Annotated in this window: 18 protein-coding genes; 7 read left to right on the top strand and 11 right to left on the bottom strand. The window is 70.1% G+C overall.

Annotated elements, in window-relative coordinates; genetic code table 11:
* The 3 genes from D7V77_RS31700 to rimP form a co-directional block, all read right to left on the bottom strand.
* A partial coding sequence (locus D7V77_RS31700) for a translation initiation factor IF-2 N-terminal domain-containing protein (RefSeq protein WP_199733923.1) occupies positions 1-661 on the bottom strand: 661 nt, incomplete at its 3' end.
* A 247-nt stretch (positions 662-908) separates the two neighbouring features.
* Positions 909-2,609: a transcription termination factor NusA gene (nusA, locus tag D7V77_RS31690; protein WP_120580021.1), complete on the bottom strand. Its 1,701-nt coding sequence runs from the start codon at positions 2,607-2,609 to the stop codon at positions 909-911.
* A gap of 70 nt (positions 2,610-2,679) precedes the next feature.
* Complete coding sequence (rimP, locus tag D7V77_RS31685; RefSeq protein ID WP_120580020.1) at positions 2,680-3,165, bottom strand: ribosome maturation factor RimP; 486 nt, start codon at positions 3,163-3,165, stop codon at positions 2,680-2,682.
* Between the two features lie 211 nt (positions 3,166-3,376).
* Here rimP and D7V77_RS31680 point away from each other — a divergent pair, with 211 nt between their 5' ends.
* From D7V77_RS31680 to D7V77_RS31655, 6 genes are all read left to right on the top strand, one after another.
* On the top strand, positions 3,377-4,180 hold the full coding sequence (locus tag D7V77_RS31680; protein WP_120580019.1) for a carbon-nitrogen hydrolase family protein: 804 nt from the start codon (positions 3,377-3,379) through the stop codon (positions 4,178-4,180).
* Between the two features lie 129 nt (positions 4,181-4,309).
* Positions 4,310-4,720: a FecR family protein gene (locus D7V77_RS31675; protein WP_169821806.1), complete on the top strand. Its 411-nt coding sequence runs from the start codon at positions 4,310-4,312 to the stop codon at positions 4,718-4,720.
* Positions 4,717-5,568, top strand: coding sequence for a peptidoglycan-binding protein LysM (locus D7V77_RS31670; RefSeq protein ID WP_120580017.1), 852 nt, complete (start codon positions 4,717-4,719; stop codon positions 5,566-5,568). Before D7V77_RS31675 ends, D7V77_RS31670 begins: the two co-directional genes overlap by 4 nt.
* 29 nt (positions 5,569-5,597) lie before the next feature.
* A complete protein-coding gene (locus D7V77_RS31665) occupies positions 5,598-7,310 on the top strand; it encodes an HD domain-containing phosphohydrolase (protein WP_120580016.1) in 1,713 nt (570 codons plus the stop codon).
* 56 nt (positions 7,311-7,366) lie between these two features.
* Entirely contained in the window at positions 7,367-7,753 is a 387-nt protein-coding gene (locus tag D7V77_RS31660) for a DUF971 domain-containing protein (protein ID WP_120580015.1), read from the top strand.
* A 31-nt stretch (positions 7,754-7,784) separates the two neighbouring features.
* Positions 7,785-9,845, top strand: coding sequence for a protein kinase (locus D7V77_RS31655; protein ID WP_120580014.1), 2,061 nt, complete (start codon positions 7,785-7,787; stop codon positions 9,843-9,845).
* 21 nt (positions 9,846-9,866) lie between these two features.
* Here the strand turns inward: D7V77_RS31655 and D7V77_RS31650 are convergent, their stop codons facing one another.
* The 5 genes from D7V77_RS31650 to D7V77_RS31630 form a co-directional block, all read right to left on the bottom strand.
* Positions 9,867-10,409: a ClpXP protease specificity-enhancing factor SspB gene (locus D7V77_RS31650; protein WP_120580013.1), complete on the bottom strand. Its 543-nt coding sequence runs from the start codon at positions 10,407-10,409 to the stop codon at positions 9,867-9,869.
* A 36-nt stretch (positions 10,410-10,445) separates the two neighbouring features.
* Entirely contained in the window at positions 10,446-10,931 is a 486-nt protein-coding gene (gene smpB / locus D7V77_RS31645) for an SsrA-binding protein SmpB (RefSeq protein ID WP_014398822.1), read from the bottom strand.
* A 17-nt stretch (positions 10,932-10,948) separates the two neighbouring features.
* The gene (gene panC, locus D7V77_RS31640; RefSeq protein ID WP_120580012.1) at positions 10,949-11,803 is read right to left on the bottom strand and encodes a pantoate--beta-alanine ligase; all 855 of its coding nucleotides are present in this window, start codon (positions 11,801-11,803) and stop codon (positions 10,949-10,951) included.
* Between the two features lie 2 nt (positions 11,804-11,805).
* Positions 11,806-12,714, bottom strand: coding sequence for a 3-methyl-2-oxobutanoate hydroxymethyltransferase (gene panB, locus D7V77_RS31635; RefSeq protein WP_120580011.1), 909 nt, complete (start codon positions 12,712-12,714; stop codon positions 11,806-11,808).
* 170 nt (positions 12,715-12,884) lie between these two features.
* A complete protein-coding gene (locus tag D7V77_RS31630) occupies positions 12,885-13,526 on the bottom strand; it encodes a deoxynucleoside kinase (protein ID WP_120580010.1) in 642 nt (213 codons plus the stop codon).
* A 183-nt stretch (positions 13,527-13,709) separates the two neighbouring features.
* Here D7V77_RS31630 and D7V77_RS31625 point away from each other — a divergent pair, with 183 nt between their 5' ends.
* Positions 13,710-14,000, top strand: a complete 291-nt coding sequence (locus D7V77_RS31625) for a hypothetical protein (protein WP_120580009.1) — start codon at positions 13,710-13,712, stop codon at positions 13,998-14,000.
* Between the two features lie 7 nt (positions 14,001-14,007).
* On the opposite strand, the gene rsmA is transcribed toward D7V77_RS31625, so the two are convergent.
* The 3 genes from rsmA to D7V77_RS31610 form a co-directional block, all read right to left on the bottom strand.
* Positions 14,008-14,886, bottom strand: a complete 879-nt coding sequence (rsmA, locus tag D7V77_RS31620) for a 16S rRNA (adenine(1518)-N(6)/adenine(1519)-N(6))-dimethyltransferase RsmA (RefSeq protein WP_120580008.1) — start codon at positions 14,884-14,886, stop codon at positions 14,008-14,010.
* A 10-nt stretch (positions 14,887-14,896) separates the two neighbouring features.
* On the bottom strand, positions 14,897-15,895 hold the full coding sequence (gene tsaD, locus D7V77_RS31615; RefSeq protein ID WP_120580007.1) for a tRNA (adenosine(37)-N6)-threonylcarbamoyltransferase complex transferase subunit TsaD: 999 nt from the start codon (positions 15,893-15,895) through the stop codon (positions 14,897-14,899).
* Between the two features lie 52 nt (positions 15,896-15,947).
* Positions 15,948-16,361 (bottom strand): tetratricopeptide repeat protein (locus D7V77_RS31610; protein WP_147452219.1); only part of this gene is annotated, 414 nt, incomplete at its 5' end.

The raw sequence follows: 16,361 nt of genomic DNA, 5'->3' as shown, positions 1-16,361 counted from the left end.
AGCGGGGACTCTCCTGCGTAGGACTGCGCGGTGTCGCCGTGGCCGGGGTCGGCTCGGCGGCCCGGGGCGTCTCCACCACGGCCGCGGAAGGCGGAGTGGACGGCGGCGTCACGGGCGGGGTGGCGGTTGCGGCAACAGGCGGGGTGGCCGGAGCCTCGGACGCCGACGGCGCCTCGGGGGCGGCGGCGATGGAGGCGACGGTCGCCTCCGGCGGCGTGGCCGTCACGGCCGGGGCCTCCGGGGCGCGGGCCACGGGGGCCTGCTCCACGGTGGTGGACGGCGGCTCCACGGCGACAGGCGCCTGCGGGGCCTCCGGCTCCATGTAAGCCGCGCCCTGCGGCTCGGACTCCGGCTCGTAGGCGGGCTCGTTCGCCTGAGCGTAGGCGTCCTGGTTCTCGTGGGCGGACGCGCCCGCGGGAGGACCGACCTTGCGGCGCACCACGAAGCCCTTGGCGGCAACGGGCGGAGCGGCCTGCTTGGGCTTGCGCTTGTCCAGGATCTTCTGGACCGCGGCGGTGGCCTGGTCATCGTCCAGCGAGGACGAGTGGCTCTTGACGTCGTAACCCAGCCCGGCGAGCTCGGTCACGACCTCCTTATTGTCGAGCTCAATCCCGTGGCTCTTGAGCTCCTTGGCGATTTCGTGAACGCGCTTCTTCGACATACCTTGATTGGCCTTCTGCTCCGCCGACGACGAGGCCGAGCACCCTAGTCCAAAGCCGAAATTGTGTGCGAGTGGTGCTTAACAGCCACCACGCCGCCCTGGGGACCTACCACGAACCGGGTGAGTTCCGCCTGTGACTTGCGAGAACCACACCCGACGCAGGTCCTGACCGGACCTGACGCCGTGATTTCCGTGGGATGTATCCCGGGCCGTTTGGTTGCGCGGCGCATCCACCTACCCCCTGTCGTTACGGTGCCTTGGCCGCTTCCACGCCCTCTGACCCGCCTGCCGATGCCAGCGCACCCCGCTCCGCGTTCAGCTCCGCGCGCAGCTTGGCTTCCTCCACCAGATAGTTCTCCGCCGCGCTCTTCAGCTGGCGGGCCTTCTTGATGCCCACGCCCGGCACGTCGCCCAGGCGGGTGAGGTCCTTCTCGTTCGCGATGTCCTCCACCGTGCGGTAGCCGGCGAGGATGAGCTGCTCGATGGTCTTCTCACCAACGCCGCGCACGCGCGCCATGCGCTCCGGCTGGGACAGCTCGTCCGGGTGGCGGCGGGCCTCGGCCAGGCGGGCCTGCTCGCGCTCGTAGTCCATGCGCGACAGTTCCTGCTGGTCCTCCACCATGCGCCTCTTGGCCTCCTCCTGCATGGAGGCGATGCGGGTGGGGTCGATGCCCGGAATCTGCGCCAGCATCTCCGCATTGGCGTCCGCGACGTCGCGCGCCTGACGGAAGCCGTGCGCGTAGAGCGTCTCCACCAGCATCTCGTTGACGCCCGGCAGGGCACCGAGCGAGCGGCTGGCGAACTCGCGCATCTCCCGCACGCGGCTCTCGCTGTTGATGTCCAGCTTCCAGCCGGTCAGCTGGGCGGCCAGGCGCACGTTCTGCCCGCGCCGGCCGATGGCCAGGGACAGCTGGTCGTCCGGGACGATGAGCTCCATGGCGTGGTTGGCCTCGTCGATGATGACGCGGCTCACTTCCGCCGGGGCCAGGGCCGAGCACACGAAGCGCGCCGGGTCCTCGTCGTAGGGGACGATGTCGATCTTCTCCCCGCGCAGCTCCTGCACCACCGCCTGCACGCGGCTGCCCTTCATGCCCACGCACGCGCCCACGGGGTCCACGTCCGAGTCGCGGCTGGACACGGCGATCTTCGCGCGGCCACCCGGCTCGCGGGCCGCCGCCTCGATGACGACGATGCCTTCGGCGATTTCCGGCACCTCCATCTCGAAGAGCTTGGTCAGCAGGTTCACGGACGCGCGCGACAGGACGATCTGCGGGCCCTTGGACTCACGGAGCACGTCCAGCACGTAGGCCTGGACGCGGTCGCCCGGGCGGTAGGTCTCACGCGGGACCTGCTCGCGGACAGGCAGCACGGACTCCGCGCGGCCCAGGTCCACCACGATGTTGCCGCGCTCGAACCGGCGGGCGATGCCCGTGACGATCTCGTTCTTGCGGTCCTTGTACTCGTTGAAGACGTTCTCGCGCTCGGCGTCGCGGGTGCGCTGCAGGATGACCTGCTTGGCCGTCTGCGCCGCGATGCGGCCGAAGCCGCGGCGGAAGGTCTTCAGGCGGAGGATGTCACCGTACTGGTCGTCCTGGGCCTTGGCTTCCGCGGCGTCCTCGTCCCGGTAGAAGATCTGGAAGACGAGCTCGTCACCGGGCTCCACTTCCATGCCCTTCTTGTGGGCCTCTTCCATGGTGATCTGGTTGACCGCCTGGACGGGGTCGTTGATCTCCGAGACCACGGTGATGGCCTGGAAGAGCTCCACGACGCCCTTCTCCGGGTCGTACTTGGCCTCCAGGTTGCGGTCCTGGCCAAAGTGCTTCTTGGCCGCGGTGTTCATCGCGTCCTCGAGGGTGGCAATGAGCACGGCCCGTTCGATGCCCTTGTCCTTGGCGACCTGATCCAGGACGAGGTTGAGGTTGACTGCCGGGTTGGCGGGCGTGGGCATGGCTGTGTCTTCTCCGAAAATGGGTCCACGGGCGGCCCTGGCGCGAACAGGGTCCCCTGTATGTCGACGTCTAGAACTCGAACTCCAGATGGGCCTTGGCGATGTCCTTGAAGGGGATGATGAAGGCACCGCCCCCTTCCACGTCCACGGAGATGGCGTCGGCCGCCACTCCGATGAGCGTGCCGCTGAAGTTCTTCCGCGGCGGGTCACCCAGCGGGCCGAAGGTCTTCACCTTGACCTTCTGCCCCTTCACCCGTTCGAAGTGCGCCGGCTTCTTCAAGGGCCGGTTCACCCCGGGGCTGGAGACCTCCAGGTTGTATTCCTGGGGGATGAAGTCCTCCACGTCGAGCACCGGATCCACCGCGCGCGACACCTGGGAGCACTCTTCCAGTCCCACCCGGCCACCGGGCTTGTCGATGAACAGCCGCAAAACCCAGCCCTCGCGCTCGCGGACGTACTCCACGTCCAGGAGCTCCAGGCCTTCGTTCGCCACGATGGGGTCCAGCAGCGCCGCTGCCTTCTCCTCCACCGTCTGTTTGATGTTCTTCGGCTCCATGGCCAGGAAACAGGTCTCCAAAAACGCGAAAAGCGGGCACGGCGGCCCACTTTTCGAATGTGATGCGTCGAAAAATGTCGGGGCGTCCCGTAACACACGCCCCCTCGGGGTGTAAAGGAAGGACACACCCCGAGGCGCCGGCTCGAACGCCCCCCGGGAGTGAAGGATTCCCAGGGGTTCCGAGTGACGCCGGTGGCGTTATAACGCCCCCATGCACCTCATCGCCGCCGCACAGATGGTGTCCACCGCGGACAAGGCCCACAACCTGGATGTGGCCACGCGCCTCGTGCGCCAGGCTGCCTCCCTGGGTGCCCACCTGGTGGGCCTGCCGGAGAACTTCTCCTGGATGGGCCCGGAGCCCGAGCGCCCCTCCGCCGCGGAAGCCCTGGACGGCCCCACCCTGAGCCGGATGGCGGAGCTGGCCCGGGGGACGAAGACGACGCTGCTGGCCGGCTCCATCCTGGAGGAGGGAGCGCCCGGCGGCCGGCTCTACAACACCAGCGTCCTGTTCGGCCCGGACGGCGCCCGGCTGGCCGTCTACCGCAAGATGCACCTGTTCGACGTGGATGTGGGCGACGGTGCCACCTATCAGGAGTCCGCGGCGGTGGCGCCTGGGACGGAGGTGGTGGCGGTGGACACGGTGGTGGGCCGGCTGGGCATGAGCGTCTGCTACGACCTGCGCTTCCCGGAGCTGTACCGGCGGCTGTCGAAGGACGGGGCGACGCTGCTCGCGGTGCCGGCGGCCTTCACGATGATGACCGGCAAGGACCACTGGGAGGTGCTGCTGCGCGCCCGGGCCATTGAAAACCAGGCGTACGTGCTGGCGCCAGCGCAGGGCGGGCGGCACTCCGCGCAGCGGCTGACGTACGGCCACGCGATGGTGGTGGACCCGTGGGGCCTGGTGACGGCGCGGGCCTCCGAGGGCGAGGGCCTGGCGCTGGCGCCGGTGGATCCGGAGCTCCAGGCACGCATCCGGCGGAATTTGCCGTGCCTGGCGCACAGGCGGTTGGACTGAGCGGGCGAGAGTGAACGGGAGGGGGCGGGAGGCCCCTCCGGCGCGGCGTTTCCGGGTAGAGTGGTTTTCAGGAAGACCCCTCTGGTGAACGTACGACGCTGGCCTCCCCTGTTTTTCGCGGTCGCACTCATGGCCCTTCCTCCCGGCTGTACCGCCGATGAGAAGCCTCGTGGGCCCACCGAGGCGCCCCTGCCTCCGCCTGTTCCCCGCGCGCACCTGCGGGGGCTGACGGGGGACGTGCAGATCAAACGCGCGGTGGCGGACGAATGGAGCCCCGCGCGCGACGAGCTGCCCCTCTACGAAAACGACAAGGTCCGCACCGAGGCCGGGGCCAGCGCCCAGGTGGTGTTCGCCAATGGCAGCACGCTGCACCTGGGGGGTGATTCCCTGGTGGGCATCGCGGAGAGCAAGTTGCGAACGGACGTCACCGTCCTGCGGGGACGGGTGGACGCCACCCTGGAGAAGCCGGCCACCCAGTCGCTGTCCGTCACCACCCCATCCGCCACGGTTCGTGCGGGCAGGAAGATTGAATTCCAATGAAGGCCGCCCTCTGGCTCAGCGCGTGGATGGGGCTGTCCGTGGTGCCGTCAACCGCACCGACCGCCGTGGGCCGAGAGCCTCCGGACGGCACGACCCTTCCCGGAGGCGGCGCCTCGGCGGCCCCTCGCAAGGCACCCGGTACGGAGCCGCAGACGGCGCTCAAGGCGCTGGAGATGTCGCGCGCGGCGGTGAAGGCCGCGCCGAACGATGCGCGCCGCCGTGAAGCCGAGTCCCGCCTGAAGGACGCGGAGGCGCACTTCCAGGCCGCCCGGTACGCGGACGCGCTGCACAAGGCGGACGAGGCGTGGGCGCTGCTCAACCCGCAGCAGCCGTCCAACTTCACGGTGGAGGTGGACCACGACGGCGGCACCACCACCGTCACCCACCGGCAGGGGCCTCCCGTCACCGTGGAGGCGCAGCACGCCACCCGCGTGCTGGCGAAGGGCGAGTCCGTGCGCGTGCAGCAGGGCACCGTGCTGCCGGAGCCGCCCGGCGCGCCGCAGCTGGCGCAGCCCGCGGACAAGGCCCGCTTCGCGCTGAAGGCCTCGCCCAACGGACTCCTGGGGCCGGTGACGCTGGCGTGGGCCTCCGTCACGGGCGCCACGCGCTACGAGGTGGAGGTCGTCGCGGAAGGCGTGGAGGGCGGAGCGGCACCGGCGCCGGTGCGCACGGTGCAGGCCGCGCGGCAATGGACGTTGCCGGCGCTGCCCGCGGGCCGTTATCGCTGGACGGTGACGGCGGTGAGTCCGGAGCAGGGGCGGTCCCTGCCCTCCCAGACACGGCGCTTCGAGCTGGCCGCGGAATCGCTCGAACTCAACGTCAAGGTGAAGGACGGGTGGCAGAAGTAGCCGCCTGACCCGAGCGAGGAGCCACCGCCGTGCGACTTTTCAAAGCCATCCTCCTCCTGATGCTGGTGGTCAGCATCATCCCCACGCTGATGGTGGGCTGGTTGTCGGTGTCCCATACGCGCGAGCTGCTCATCCGCGATGCGCAGGAGCTGGCGCAGGAGCGCGTGAAGCAGCTGCGGCTCAAGGCGGAGAGCTTCCTGGAGGACCCCACGGAGCGCGTGGTGGGACTGTCCAGCGTGCCGGGCGGATTCTTCACGCTGCCGCAAGACACGCAGCGGCTGCACATCGCGGCGGTGCTCAACCAGCGCCCGGAGTTGCTGGCGCTCACCGTGTTCGGCGCGGACCGGCAGCGGCTGCCCGGCCTGCAGGCCTTCGCGGTGCACGACATGGCGCCCAGCGGGGTGGCGGAGCACGAGGAGCGCGCGCGGGCCCTGTTGGACGAGGGGCTCACCGGGGTGCGCTACTCGGACGTGGTGGCGTCCCACGGCGGCGGCGGGCCGGTGGTGACGCTGGCCGTCCCCGTGGGTGACCCGGTGCAGGGCTACATGGCCGCGGACATCACGCTCGCGGGCCTGCGGCAGATGCTGGCGCAGGAGCGCGTGGGCAGCACGGGGTTCGCGTACCTGGCGGACCGGCATGGCCGCCTGATTACCGGCGGCGGTGACCTGGGCGCGGTGGGTGACGACGTGTCGAAGCGGCTGCCCCTGGCGCACCTGCTCAAGCAGCGCGAGGGCACGCCCGACACGGAGCTGTTCCACGTGGGCAACTTCGGCGAGGGGCGCGACGCGGTGGTGTCCGCGTACTCGGTGCTGCCGGAGGCGGGCTGGGCCATCGTGTCCGAGCAGCCCGTGGAGAACGCCTACCGCCAGGTTGAGTCGATGGAGCGGCGCATCCTCCTGGGCCTGGGCGGAGCCTTCCTGGTGGCGCTGGTGCTGGCGGCCATCTTCTCCCGCAACCTCACGCAGCCGCTGAAGACCTTCATCGCGACGTCGCTGGAGCTGGCGCGCGGCAAGTTCGGCGTGGAGGTGCACCTGAAGCAGAAGAACGAGCTGGGGGAGCTGGCCCAGACGTTCAACTACATGAGCAAGCAACTCATGGCGTACGACATGGAGACGCGCGGCCTCTACGAGAGCCTGGAGAAGGGCTACCTGGAGACCATCGTCGCGCTGGCCAACTCCATCGACTCCAAGGACGCGTACACACGTGGCCACAGCCAGCGGGTGGGCGACGTGGCGGTGGAGATTGGCAAGGAGCTGAAGCTCACCGAGCGCGAGCTGCGGCAACTGCAGTACGGCGGCATCCTCCACGACATCGGGAAGATTGGCATTCCGGAGAACATCCTCTGCAAGCAGTCCCGGCTCACCGACCAGGAGATGTCCCTGATGCGCGAGCACCCCGCCATTGGCGACGCCATCATCGGGCCGGTGACGTTCCTGGGTTCGGTCCGCGCGTGCGTGCGCCACCACCATGAGCGCTGGGACGGCACGGGCTACCCGGACAAGCTCAAGGGCGAGGCCATCCCGATGCTCGCGCGCATCGTGGCGTGCGCGGACACCTTCGATGCATGCACATCCACGCGCCCCTACCAGAAGGCCATGCCGCTGGAGAAGGCGATGGAGATCCTGGACAACCTGAGCGGCGCGCAGCTGGACCCCAAGGTGGTGCTGGCGCTGCGCGCGGTGCTGGCCCAGCGGGGCGTGCGGCTGGAAGGCCACCGGCAGCCCGTCAAGCTGGCTTCCTGAAGCCCCGTTCCCCGGGTCCTTCGCTTTCGCGGCAGGCCCCCCACTCCGCCGGAAGGATGGTAGGGAGGGGCTGCTGCTCCAAAGCCTTGGAAGGTGTACCGGTGAGCAATTTCTGGGATCGCATCAAGCCCGCGCCCAAGCCCGTCAGCGCGACGGATGCGAAGCTGTCCGCGGACGGCGAGTCGCTGACGCTGACGTGGGATGACGGCGTGACGACGACCGCCACCGCGCAGGTGCTGCGCCAGCAGTGCCCGTGCGCCGCGTGCGTGGACGAGTGGACGGCGAAGCGCACGCTGGACCCCTCGCAGGTGCCCGCGAACCTGCGCGTGCTGCAGATGCAGCCGGTGGGCAACTACGCGCTCGCGTTCGTCTTCAGCGACCAGCACACCACGGGCATCTACCCGTGGAATCACCTGCGCGAAATCACCCAGTCACAGGGGTGAAGCGCCCCACCGCGTCCTTCCGGAGGTCCCCGTGACGTCGCGCTACCGGCTGCTGCAACCCCTGGCCACGGGAGGCATGGCGGAGCTGTTCCTGGGCGTGGCGAAGGGCGCGGAGGGCTTCGAGCGGACCGTGGCCATCAAGCGCGTGCTGCCGCACCTGGCGCGCGAGCCGGACATCTCCCGGATGTTCGTCTCCGAGGCGCGGCTGGCCATGCTGCTGCAGCACCAGAACATCGTCACCGTGCACGACGTGGGGGAGAGCGCGGAAGGGCTCTTCCTGGTGATGGAGCTGGTGGACGGCTGGGACCTGGGCGCGCTGATCCGCGCGGTGACGCGCCAGGGACTGCGCATTCCTCCGCACCTGGCGGTGTTCATCGCGAGCCAGGCGCAGGCGGGATTGCAGCACGCGTACCGCCGCCAGCACGACGGCCACCCGGTGGTAACGGCGCACCGGGACGTGTCCCCGTCCAACCTGCTGGTGTCGCGCGAAGGCGAGGTGAAGGTCACGGACTTCGGTATCGCGCGGCTGGCGGGCCTGTCGCGCACGGAGCCCGGGGCCTTCAAGGGCAAGGTGCCGTATGCGGCGCCGGAAGTGCTCCGGGGCGAGCCGGCCACGGCGCTGAGCGACCAGTTCTCGCTCGGCACCCTCCTGGCGGAGCTGCTCGCGGGGCAGCACCCGTTCGGGTCGGTGGCGGCGGAGCCGATGGCGGTGGCGTACTCCATCCTCAACCGCGCGCCCTCGTCGCTGCCGGACGTGCCGGCGTCGCTGGCCACGCTGGTGCTGCGCATGCTGTCGCGCGACCCGGCGGCCCGCTTTCCGGAGCCGGAGGACGTGTCGGAGGCGTTGGCGCGGTGGCTCGCGCAGACGGGGGAGCCCGCGTCGTCGCACGCGCTGGCGACCTTCCTGCGCGGCGTCCGGCTGCCCCTGTCCGTGGGAGAGGTGGCCCAGGCCGCGCTCGCGGAGGCCCCGGCTTCGACGTCGGCGTCGTTCGTGATGTCCGCCGTGCCGCTCGAGGGCGTGGACACGGGGCGCATCCCGTCCGCGTCTGGCGCACGACAGGCCACGATGGCTTATGGCGCTTCGCCAGCGTGGAAGGCGCCTCCGGCCTCTGTCCCCGTGGCGGCGGAGGAAGAGGAGCCGTGGAGCCCACCGGCCGGAGGCGTCTCGCTGTCCGCGTCCGGCGCCGTGGTCCACACCTGTGCCCTGTGCGGTTCGGCGCTGGAGTCCCCTGACTCTCCCTGTGAGTCCTGCACGCGCGGGCCTTCCGGGCGTTGGAGCGATGCGGGCGAGGCTCCTGCGATGGCTCCCGACGCGTCCGTGCCGGGACGCGACCCTGCGGCCCCGCATGGCTCCGCGCGGCCAGGCCCTTCGCGGCCTCAGGCGAACGCGCCCGCGATGGCGACGTCCGCACCCGCTTGGGCGCAGGCGAATGGGCCCACTGGGGCCGCTGCTTCTCGGCCTCAGGCGAACGCGGCGGCGTCCGCACCCGCTCGGGCTCCGGCGAGTGGGCCCAGTGGAGCGCCTGATTCTCGACCGCAGACGAGTGCGGCGCCCCCTGCCTCGCGAGCCCGGACGCAGGCGCCCTCCCCCGCCCCGGCGGATGCTCCCGCGCTGGCCACGCAGTCCATCTCGGACGTGGACGACGCGGAGCGGATGAACCGGCCCAGCATCCGTCAGGCGGCTCAGGGTGACCTGGAGCTGGAGGAGCGCGCGCCCCGGGCGGAGAGTTCGCCGTCGGAGTTCGAGCCCATGGCGCCTTCCCGCTCCCGCGGGCGCTGGGGACCGGCCGTGGCGCTGCTCGGCATCGCGGCAGTGCTCGCTGCGGGCGCGCTGTTCGTGTGGCCCCGCTACGAGCTCCAGGTGCTGCGCGCGCTCGGACTCCCGTCAGCGGTCCTGTCCATCCGCAGCGAGCCCTCCGGCGCCACCGTCCTGGTGGACGGCGTGGAGGTGGGCGTGACGCCGCTGGTGATGGACAACGTCTACCCCGCGCGCGCCGTCCCCGTGCAGCTCAAGCTCAAGGGCTACCGCGTCTGGACGGGGTCGTTCATGGGCGGCAAGAAGTCGGACGTGGCGGCGGAGCTCAAGCGCTGACGCTCCGCCGGGCCCGTCGTCCTACTTCACCAGCCGCAGGTGGCCACGGCGCGGCGGCTGCGGCTCGTCCGGGGGGCCTCCCTCGGGCGGCGGCGGAGGCGCCACCTCCGGACGCGACTCCGGCTCTTCGGTGTGCTCGGCCTGCACCTCGCGCAGGAAGGCACGGGGCCGCTCCGCGGCCACGGGCACCGGCGCGGGCTGCGGCGGACGCGCGACGGAGGCGGACGCCACCGGCGGCTGCTGGAGCAGCTCCGGCGGCATCTCCTCCGGGTACATCCAGAACTCCTTCGTCACGTGGCTGGCGATGGCGAACAGCGCCGACCAGGGCACCGCCACCGTGAAGCGCGAACCGGAGAAGCTCAGCGTGCAGCGCACGCCCCACTCGCCCACCGTGAGGTCGGGGGGCTCGAAACGGTAGGAGAGGTTGAGGCGCAGGTGCGCTTCGCCCCTGAGGCTGGCGGGGACGAGCACGCCCGGACGACGCGCGTCCAGGTGGATCATCACCATGCCCTGGTCGAGCGCGGCCAACAGCCGCTCCTTCTTGTCGGAAACCTTCTTGTCCATTCCAGCGTGTCCGGCAGGGGAATTGCGGGAGCGCCCTCAACGACGGCGCACTTCCCGGTCCATCTCCCGCTTCGTCTCCCGTTCCTTGATGTCGTGACGGCGGTCTTCGTGCGTCTTGCCGCGGCACAGGCCCAGTTCCACCTTGGCCCGTCCCTTCCTGAAGTACAGCACGAGCGGGATGATGGAGTAACCGCGCTCGCGAACCTTCGCCGTCCACCGGTCTATCTCCGCCCGGTGCATCAGCAGCTTCCGGCCCCGGGTGGGAAGGTGGTCGAAGACGCTGGCCGCCTTGTAGGAGCCGATGTGGGCGTTGAGCAGGAACAGCTCCGTGCCCTTCTGGAGCGCGTAGGCGTCCGACAGGTTGGCCGTTCCTTCACGCAACGACTTCACCTCGCTCCCCGTGAGCTCCAGCCCGGCCTCTATCTTCTCATCCACCGTGTAGTCGAAGCGCGCACGCCGATTCTCGGCAATGAGCTTCACCCCCGGCTCCGCACCCACACCCTTCGACTTTCCAGCGGCCATAACGTGTCCCGGGTCTCCTAACCGGCCAGCGGCATGTTGTCGATGAGCCGCGTGGTGCCCGAGAAGGCCGCCACCAGCATGCGCGCCGTCTGTCCGGGCGCCACCGAGTCCAGGGGTGAAAGCGTCCCGGCGTCCCGAACCTCCACGTAGTCCTCGCGGAGGTCCGCCGCCTGCAATTCACGGCGGGCAGCCTCCACCAACGCCCGTGTGTCCCGGGTGCCGGAGGCGAGCAGGGCCTGGGCCGCCCGGATGCCCTTCGACAGGGCGAGCGCCCGCTGGCGTCCATCCGCGGACAGATAGGCGTTGCGGCTGCTCATGGCCAGCCCGTCCGCTTCCCGCACCGTGGGCATGCCCACGATGTCCGCGCCCAGGTGCAGGTCGCGGTTGAGCGTCTTGATGACCTGGAGCTGCTGGTAGTCCTTCTCCCCGAACAGCGCCACGGCCGGCCGGAACAGCGCCAACAGCTGCGTGACGATGGTGGCGACGCCCCGGAAGTGGCCGGGACGCCGCTCGCCGCACAGCCCCTGGCTGACCTCCGTGACGTCCACGTAGGTCTGGTAGCCCGGGGGGTACATCGCCGCGGGCTCGGGCGCGAACACGGCCGTGACGCCCGCGCTCGCGCACCTGGCCAGGTCCCCGTCGAAGTCGCGCGGGTAGCGCGCCAGGTCCTCGCTGGGACCGAACTGCGTGGGGTTCACGAAGATGGACGCAGCCACCACGTCCGCGCGCCGGCCGCCCTCTCTCATGAGCGAGACATGTCCCTCATGGAGGAAGCCCATGGTGGGCACGAGCGCCAGCGTCTTGCCCTCCTTCTGGAGGGACGCGACCCAGGCCTTCACTTCCGGAACGGTGCGCAGGACGTGGGGTGCCATGGCTAGACGGGAGCCCCGTAGATGCCGCCGACCTTCTCCGCGGGCTCGCCAGCACCTTCCGCTTCGGGGGCCGCCGGCGTGGGCGTCACCAGCCGGATGCCCTTGGTGGCCTTGAAGCTGTGCTCTTCATCCGGGAAGGTGCCCGCGCGCACTTCGGAGAAGTACGTGTTCGCGGCCTCCTTGATGTTCCCGTGCAGGTTGGCGAAGCGCTTCACGAACTTCGGCTTGAAGTCCGGGTTCATGCCCAGCAGGTCGTAGCAGACCAGCACCTGGCCATCACAGTGCTTGCCCGCTCCAATGCCGATGGTCGGAATCTTCAGGCTCTGGGTGATGGTGCGCGCCAGCTCCAGCGGCACGCCCTCCAGCACCAGCGCATAGGCGCCGGCGGCCTCCAGCGCGAGCGCGTCATCCAGCATGCGGCGCGCGGCGTCCTCGTCGCGGCCCTGCACCACGTAGCCGCCCATCTTGTGCACGGACTGCGGCGTCAGCCCCAGGTGGCCCATGACGGGGATGCTGGCGCGGACGATGGCGCGCACGGTTTCGGCGAACTCGGCGCCGCCCTCCAGCTTCACGCTGCCCACGTTGCCTTCGGAGACGAGCCGCCCGGCGTTGCGCACCGCCTCTTGCGGCGACACCTGGTAGCTCATGAAGGGCAGGTCGCCCACCACGTGCGCCCGCTTCGCGCCGCGAGCCACCGCCGCCGCGTGGTAGACCATCTGGTCCATGGTGACGGGCAGCGTGGACTCCTGGCCCTGGATGACCATGCCCAGCGAGTCACCGACCAGGAGCACGTCCGCGCCGCCCTCATCGAGGATGCGCGCGAACGTCGCGTCGTAGGCGGTGACCATGCAGATCTTCTGACCGGACTGCTTCAGGCGCTTCAGCGTGTGGATGGTGACCTTGTCCTTCACGGTTCACCTCCTGTGGCAAGACGGGTGGGACAGCCGCGTGGAACTTCAGGCCCCTCGCCGTCCCCAGGGGGGATCGCCGGAGGCCGGGGGTTCCACGGGGATGCACTCTAACGCCCTCGGGGCCTCGTGGGGGTTTAACCCACGCCAGGCAGCCAGGCGGGCGGCGGCCGTCAGCCCCGGCGGGACTTGGGGGTGTAGTGCTGCACGCCGGATTTCGCGTTCTGGATGGCCAGCAGCAGGTCCTCGCGGTCGGCTTCGTTGTGCACGAAGTCGATGTCCGACGTGTTCACGACCAGGAGCGGCGTGTCCTGATAGTGCGCGAAGAAGTCGTTGTACGCGTGCGTGAGCGACTCCAGGTAGCCCGCGTCGAACTTGCGCTCGAATTCACGGCCGCGCTTCTTGATGCGATGCAGCAGCACGTCCAGCTGGGCCTGGAGGTAGATGACCAGGTCGGGCTGCGGGACGCGGGGCCCCAGCGCCTCGAAGACGCGGTCGTAGAGCGCCAGCTCGTCCGAGGCCAGCGTGAGGTTGGCGAAGATGCGGTCCTTCGCGAACAGGTAGTCGCTCACGGTGACGGAGCGGAACAGGTCCTGTTGGAAGAGCTCCTGCTGCTGGCGGAAGCGCGAGAGCAGGAAGAACACCTGCGTCTGGAACGCGAACTTCTGCCGGTCCGCGTAGAAGCTGGAGAGGAAGGGATTCTCCTCCACCACCTCTAGAATGCGGCGGCTGCCCAGTCGCTCCGTGAGGAGGTTGGTGAGGCTCGTCTTGCCCACGCCGATGGGGCCTTCGACGACGATGTAGCGGTGGTCCATCGGCCCGAGGCCTCCGCCCCCGGAAAGCCACGCATGAGACACATGCGCGCGCGGGGGGCGGATAACACAACCATGCCCCCGTGCATCCGGCAATTTTCGCCGGATCACCCGACCCTTGCGCCCTTGGGGGTCATCCCCTACGGTGCCCGCGAACACGCAAGCAGCGGGAGCGACGGGCCACAGATGCGCGGCAGGCAGCGGGTGAAGACGGCGGTGGTGGACCTGGTGGAGCCCACGGAAGTGGTGCCCGCCGCCCGTACGGCCACGGCCCCTCCCGCACCTCCGGTGGACGTGGATCCACTCTATGGCGTGGCCCTGCTGAAGACGGCCTTCGAGCTGAAGCGCCGGCCGGAGGGCTCCGTGGACGAGGTCCTCAGCGGCGTGCTCGCGCGCCTGCGCATCGATGAGGACGAGTTCCGCGCGTTCCTCTCCCAGCAGGGTGGGCTTCTGGCCGCGCTGGGCCAGAAGCGCTGAACGTCCCCTACTCTTCTGAAGTTTCCGCTTCCGGCGCGTCCGGGGGCGGCGGTGCCATGGCGGTGACAGGCCCCAGGGCGCGCTCGATGGAAGCGAACTCCTCCGGGGAGAGCGTCTCCGCGCGGCGACCCGGGTCGATGCCCGCCGTCTTGAGCGCCGCGAGCATCACCTCTGGCGACGCCAGGCCCTTGTCGGACTTGAGCGAGTTGATCAGCGTCTTGCGGCGCTGCGCGAAGCCGGCCTTCACCAGCCGCGTGAAGCGGGCCTCGTCCACCAGCGGGGCGCGGGGCTTCTTGAGCCGCGTGAGGCGCAGCACGGCGGAGTCCACCTTCGGAGGCGGATGGAAGCGCCACGCCTCCAGCGTGAGCACCTGCTCCACGTCGAAGTGCAGGCCGAGCAGCACCGTGAGCAAGCCGTAGTCGCGGTTGCCAGGCTCCGCGGCCAGCCGCACCACGACCTCCTTCTGGAGCGTGAAGACGGCACGCGAGATGCGGGCGCGCTGCGCGAGCACCTGGAAGAGGATGGGGCTGGTGAGGTGGTACGGCAGGTTGCCCACGAGCGCGATGTCGTCCGCGCCGGCCACCTGGGCGAAGTCCACCGTGGCGGCGTTGCCGGGCACCACGCGCACGCCGGGGATGGCTTCCTTCTCCAGCACGGCCACCATGTCGCGGTCGCGCTCCACGGCGGTGACGCGCGCGCCGGTGGCGGCGAGGAAGCGCGTGAGGTGGCCCAGGCCCGGGCCCAGCTCCACCACGGGTTCACCCTCGCGCAGCTCGAGCGCGTCCGAGATGGACTGGAGCGCGTCCGGGTCTCCGAGGAAGTTCTGTCCCCAGCTGTGCTTGGCCCGCAGGCCGTGGCGCTTGAGGATGTCGCGCGGAGAATCCACTGTCAGGCCCCTACTCCATGCGCCAGGCGGGGTCGGCCGCGAGGCGGAAATCACCGCGCAAGCCGCGGCGCCACGCTTCATACCCCGCGACGGCGATCATCGCGCCATTGTCCGTGCACAGCCGCACCGGCGGAAGGAACATGCGCAGGCCCCGCTCCTCCGCGCGCTGCTTGCACAGCGCCCTGAGCCGCGAGTTCGCCGCCACCCCGCCGCACAGCACCAGCTGGTTGTGGCCCAGCTTCTTCGCGGCGGCGACGAGCTTCTTCGACAGCACGTCCGCCACCGCCTCCTGGAACGACGCGCACAGGTCGTGGAGGGCCTGGCCCTCCGGCACGCCGTGCTTCTGGACGTGGTGGAGCACCGACGTCTTCAGCCCGGAGAAGGACACGTCCAGGTTGTCGCCGGGCAGCGCGCGCGGGAAGCGGATGGCCTCCGGGTTGCCCTTCTGGGCCAGCTCGTCGATGGGCTGCCCGCCCGGGTACGGCAGGCCGAGGATGCGCGCCGTCTTGTCGTAGGCCTCGCCCGCGGCGTCGTCGCGCGTGCGGCCCACGAGGCGGTAGTTCCCGTAGTCGCGCACCTCGTAGAGGCTGGTGTGGCCGCCGGAGACGACGAGCCCCAGGAAGGGCGGCGCGGGCGCGTCCTCCAGCAGGCGGATGGCGAGCAGGTGCCCTTCCAGGTGGTTGGCGCCCACGAAGGGCTTGCCGGTGGCGAGGCTCAGCCCCTTGGCCACCTGGAGCCCCACGAGCAGCGCGCCGATGAGACCGGGGCCGGACGTGACGGCGATGAGGTCGATGTCGTCCAGCGTCTTGTCCGCGCGCGTGAGGGCCTCGTGGACGACGGGCATCACCTGGACGATGTGGTTGCGGCTGGCCAGCTCCGGCACGACGCCGCCCCAGCGGCGGTGGATGTCCACCTGCGTGGAGACGACGTCCGACAGGACGCGCCGCCCGTCCTCCACGACGGCGGCGGCGGTTTCATCGCACGAGGTTTCAAGTCCCAGGACGAGCACGACGACTCCGACAACAAGGGCGGGCAGGAGGCGGACAGGCCGCCTCCCCTGCTCATTTCATCCCATTGAGCAGGGCACGCACCTCGTCCGCCGAGCTTCCCGTCGGTTCGAGGAACAGATACTTCTTATAGGCCTCGGCCGCTCGGGTTTGATCACCGGAGAACTGCCGCGAGCTGCCCAGCCAGAACCAGGCCTTCGCGTTCTTGGGCTCCGCATTGACGACGTCCTGGAGCAGCTTGGCCGCTTCCCGGTAGCCGGCCTCGCTGGTGCTGCTGTTGTTGGCCAGCGAGATGCCCAGGCCCGTCTTCGCCTCGATGGAGTCGCTGTCGAGCGCGAGCGCCTTGCGGTAGGCGGTCACGGCCGCCTTGAAGCTCTTGCGGCCCATCGCCGCGCGGCCGTCCTTGATGAAGTCCGCGTAGGTGGCCTTCGCCTGCACCACGGGCGGGGTGGTCTCAGGGGGCGTGGG

Origin of the sequence: Corallococcus sp. CA041A, assembly GCF_003612075.1 — a bacterium.
In the GTDB taxonomy this organism is placed as follows: domain Bacteria; phylum Myxococcota; class Myxococcia; order Myxococcales; family Myxococcaceae; genus Corallococcus; species Corallococcus exiguus.
The sequence above is the reverse complement of the archived record's forward strand: the minus strand, read 5'-3'. Positions and strand labels throughout refer to the sequence as shown.

What these genes read in the sequence shown, in the direction of transcription:
- nusA (WP_120580021.1), bottom strand. Translation starts at nt 2,609, where the DNA reads ATGCCCACGCCCGCCAACCCGGCAGTCAACCTCAACCTCGTCCTGGAT.
- rimP (WP_120580020.1), bottom strand. Translation starts at nt 3,165, where the DNA reads ATGGAGCCGAAGAACATCAAACAGACGGTGGAGGAGAAGGCAGCGGCG.
- D7V77_RS31680 (WP_120580019.1), top strand. Translation starts at nt 3,377, where the DNA reads ATGCACCTCATCGCCGCCGCACAGATGGTGTCCACCGCGGACAAGGCC.
- D7V77_RS31675 (WP_169821806.1), top strand. Translation starts at nt 4,310, where the DNA reads ATGGCCCTTCCTCCCGGCTGTACCGCCGATGAGAAGCCTCGTGGGCCC.
- D7V77_RS31670 (WP_120580017.1), top strand. Translation starts at nt 4,717, where the DNA reads ATGAAGGCCGCCCTCTGGCTCAGCGCGTGGATGGGGCTGTCCGTGGTG.
- D7V77_RS31660 (WP_120580015.1), top strand. Translation starts at nt 7,367, where the DNA reads ATGGTAGGGAGGGGCTGCTGCTCCAAAGCCTTGGAAGGTGTACCGGTG.
- D7V77_RS31650 (WP_120580013.1), bottom strand. Translation starts at nt 10,409, where the DNA reads ATGGACAAGAAGGTTTCCGACAAGAAGGAGCGGCTGTTGGCCGCGCTC.
- smpB (WP_014398822.1), bottom strand. Translation starts at nt 10,931, where the DNA reads ATGGCCGCTGGAAAGTCGAAGGGTGTGGGTGCGGAGCCGGGGGTGAAG.
- panC (WP_120580012.1), bottom strand. Translation starts at nt 11,803, where the DNA reads ATGGCACCCCACGTCCTGCGCACCGTTCCGGAAGTGAAGGCCTGGGTC.
- D7V77_RS31630 (WP_120580010.1), bottom strand. Translation starts at nt 13,526, where the DNA reads ATGGACCACCGCTACATCGTCGTCGAAGGCCCCATCGGCGTGGGCAAG.
- D7V77_RS31625 (WP_120580009.1), top strand. Translation starts at nt 13,710, where the DNA reads ATGCGCGGCAGGCAGCGGGTGAAGACGGCGGTGGTGGACCTGGTGGAG.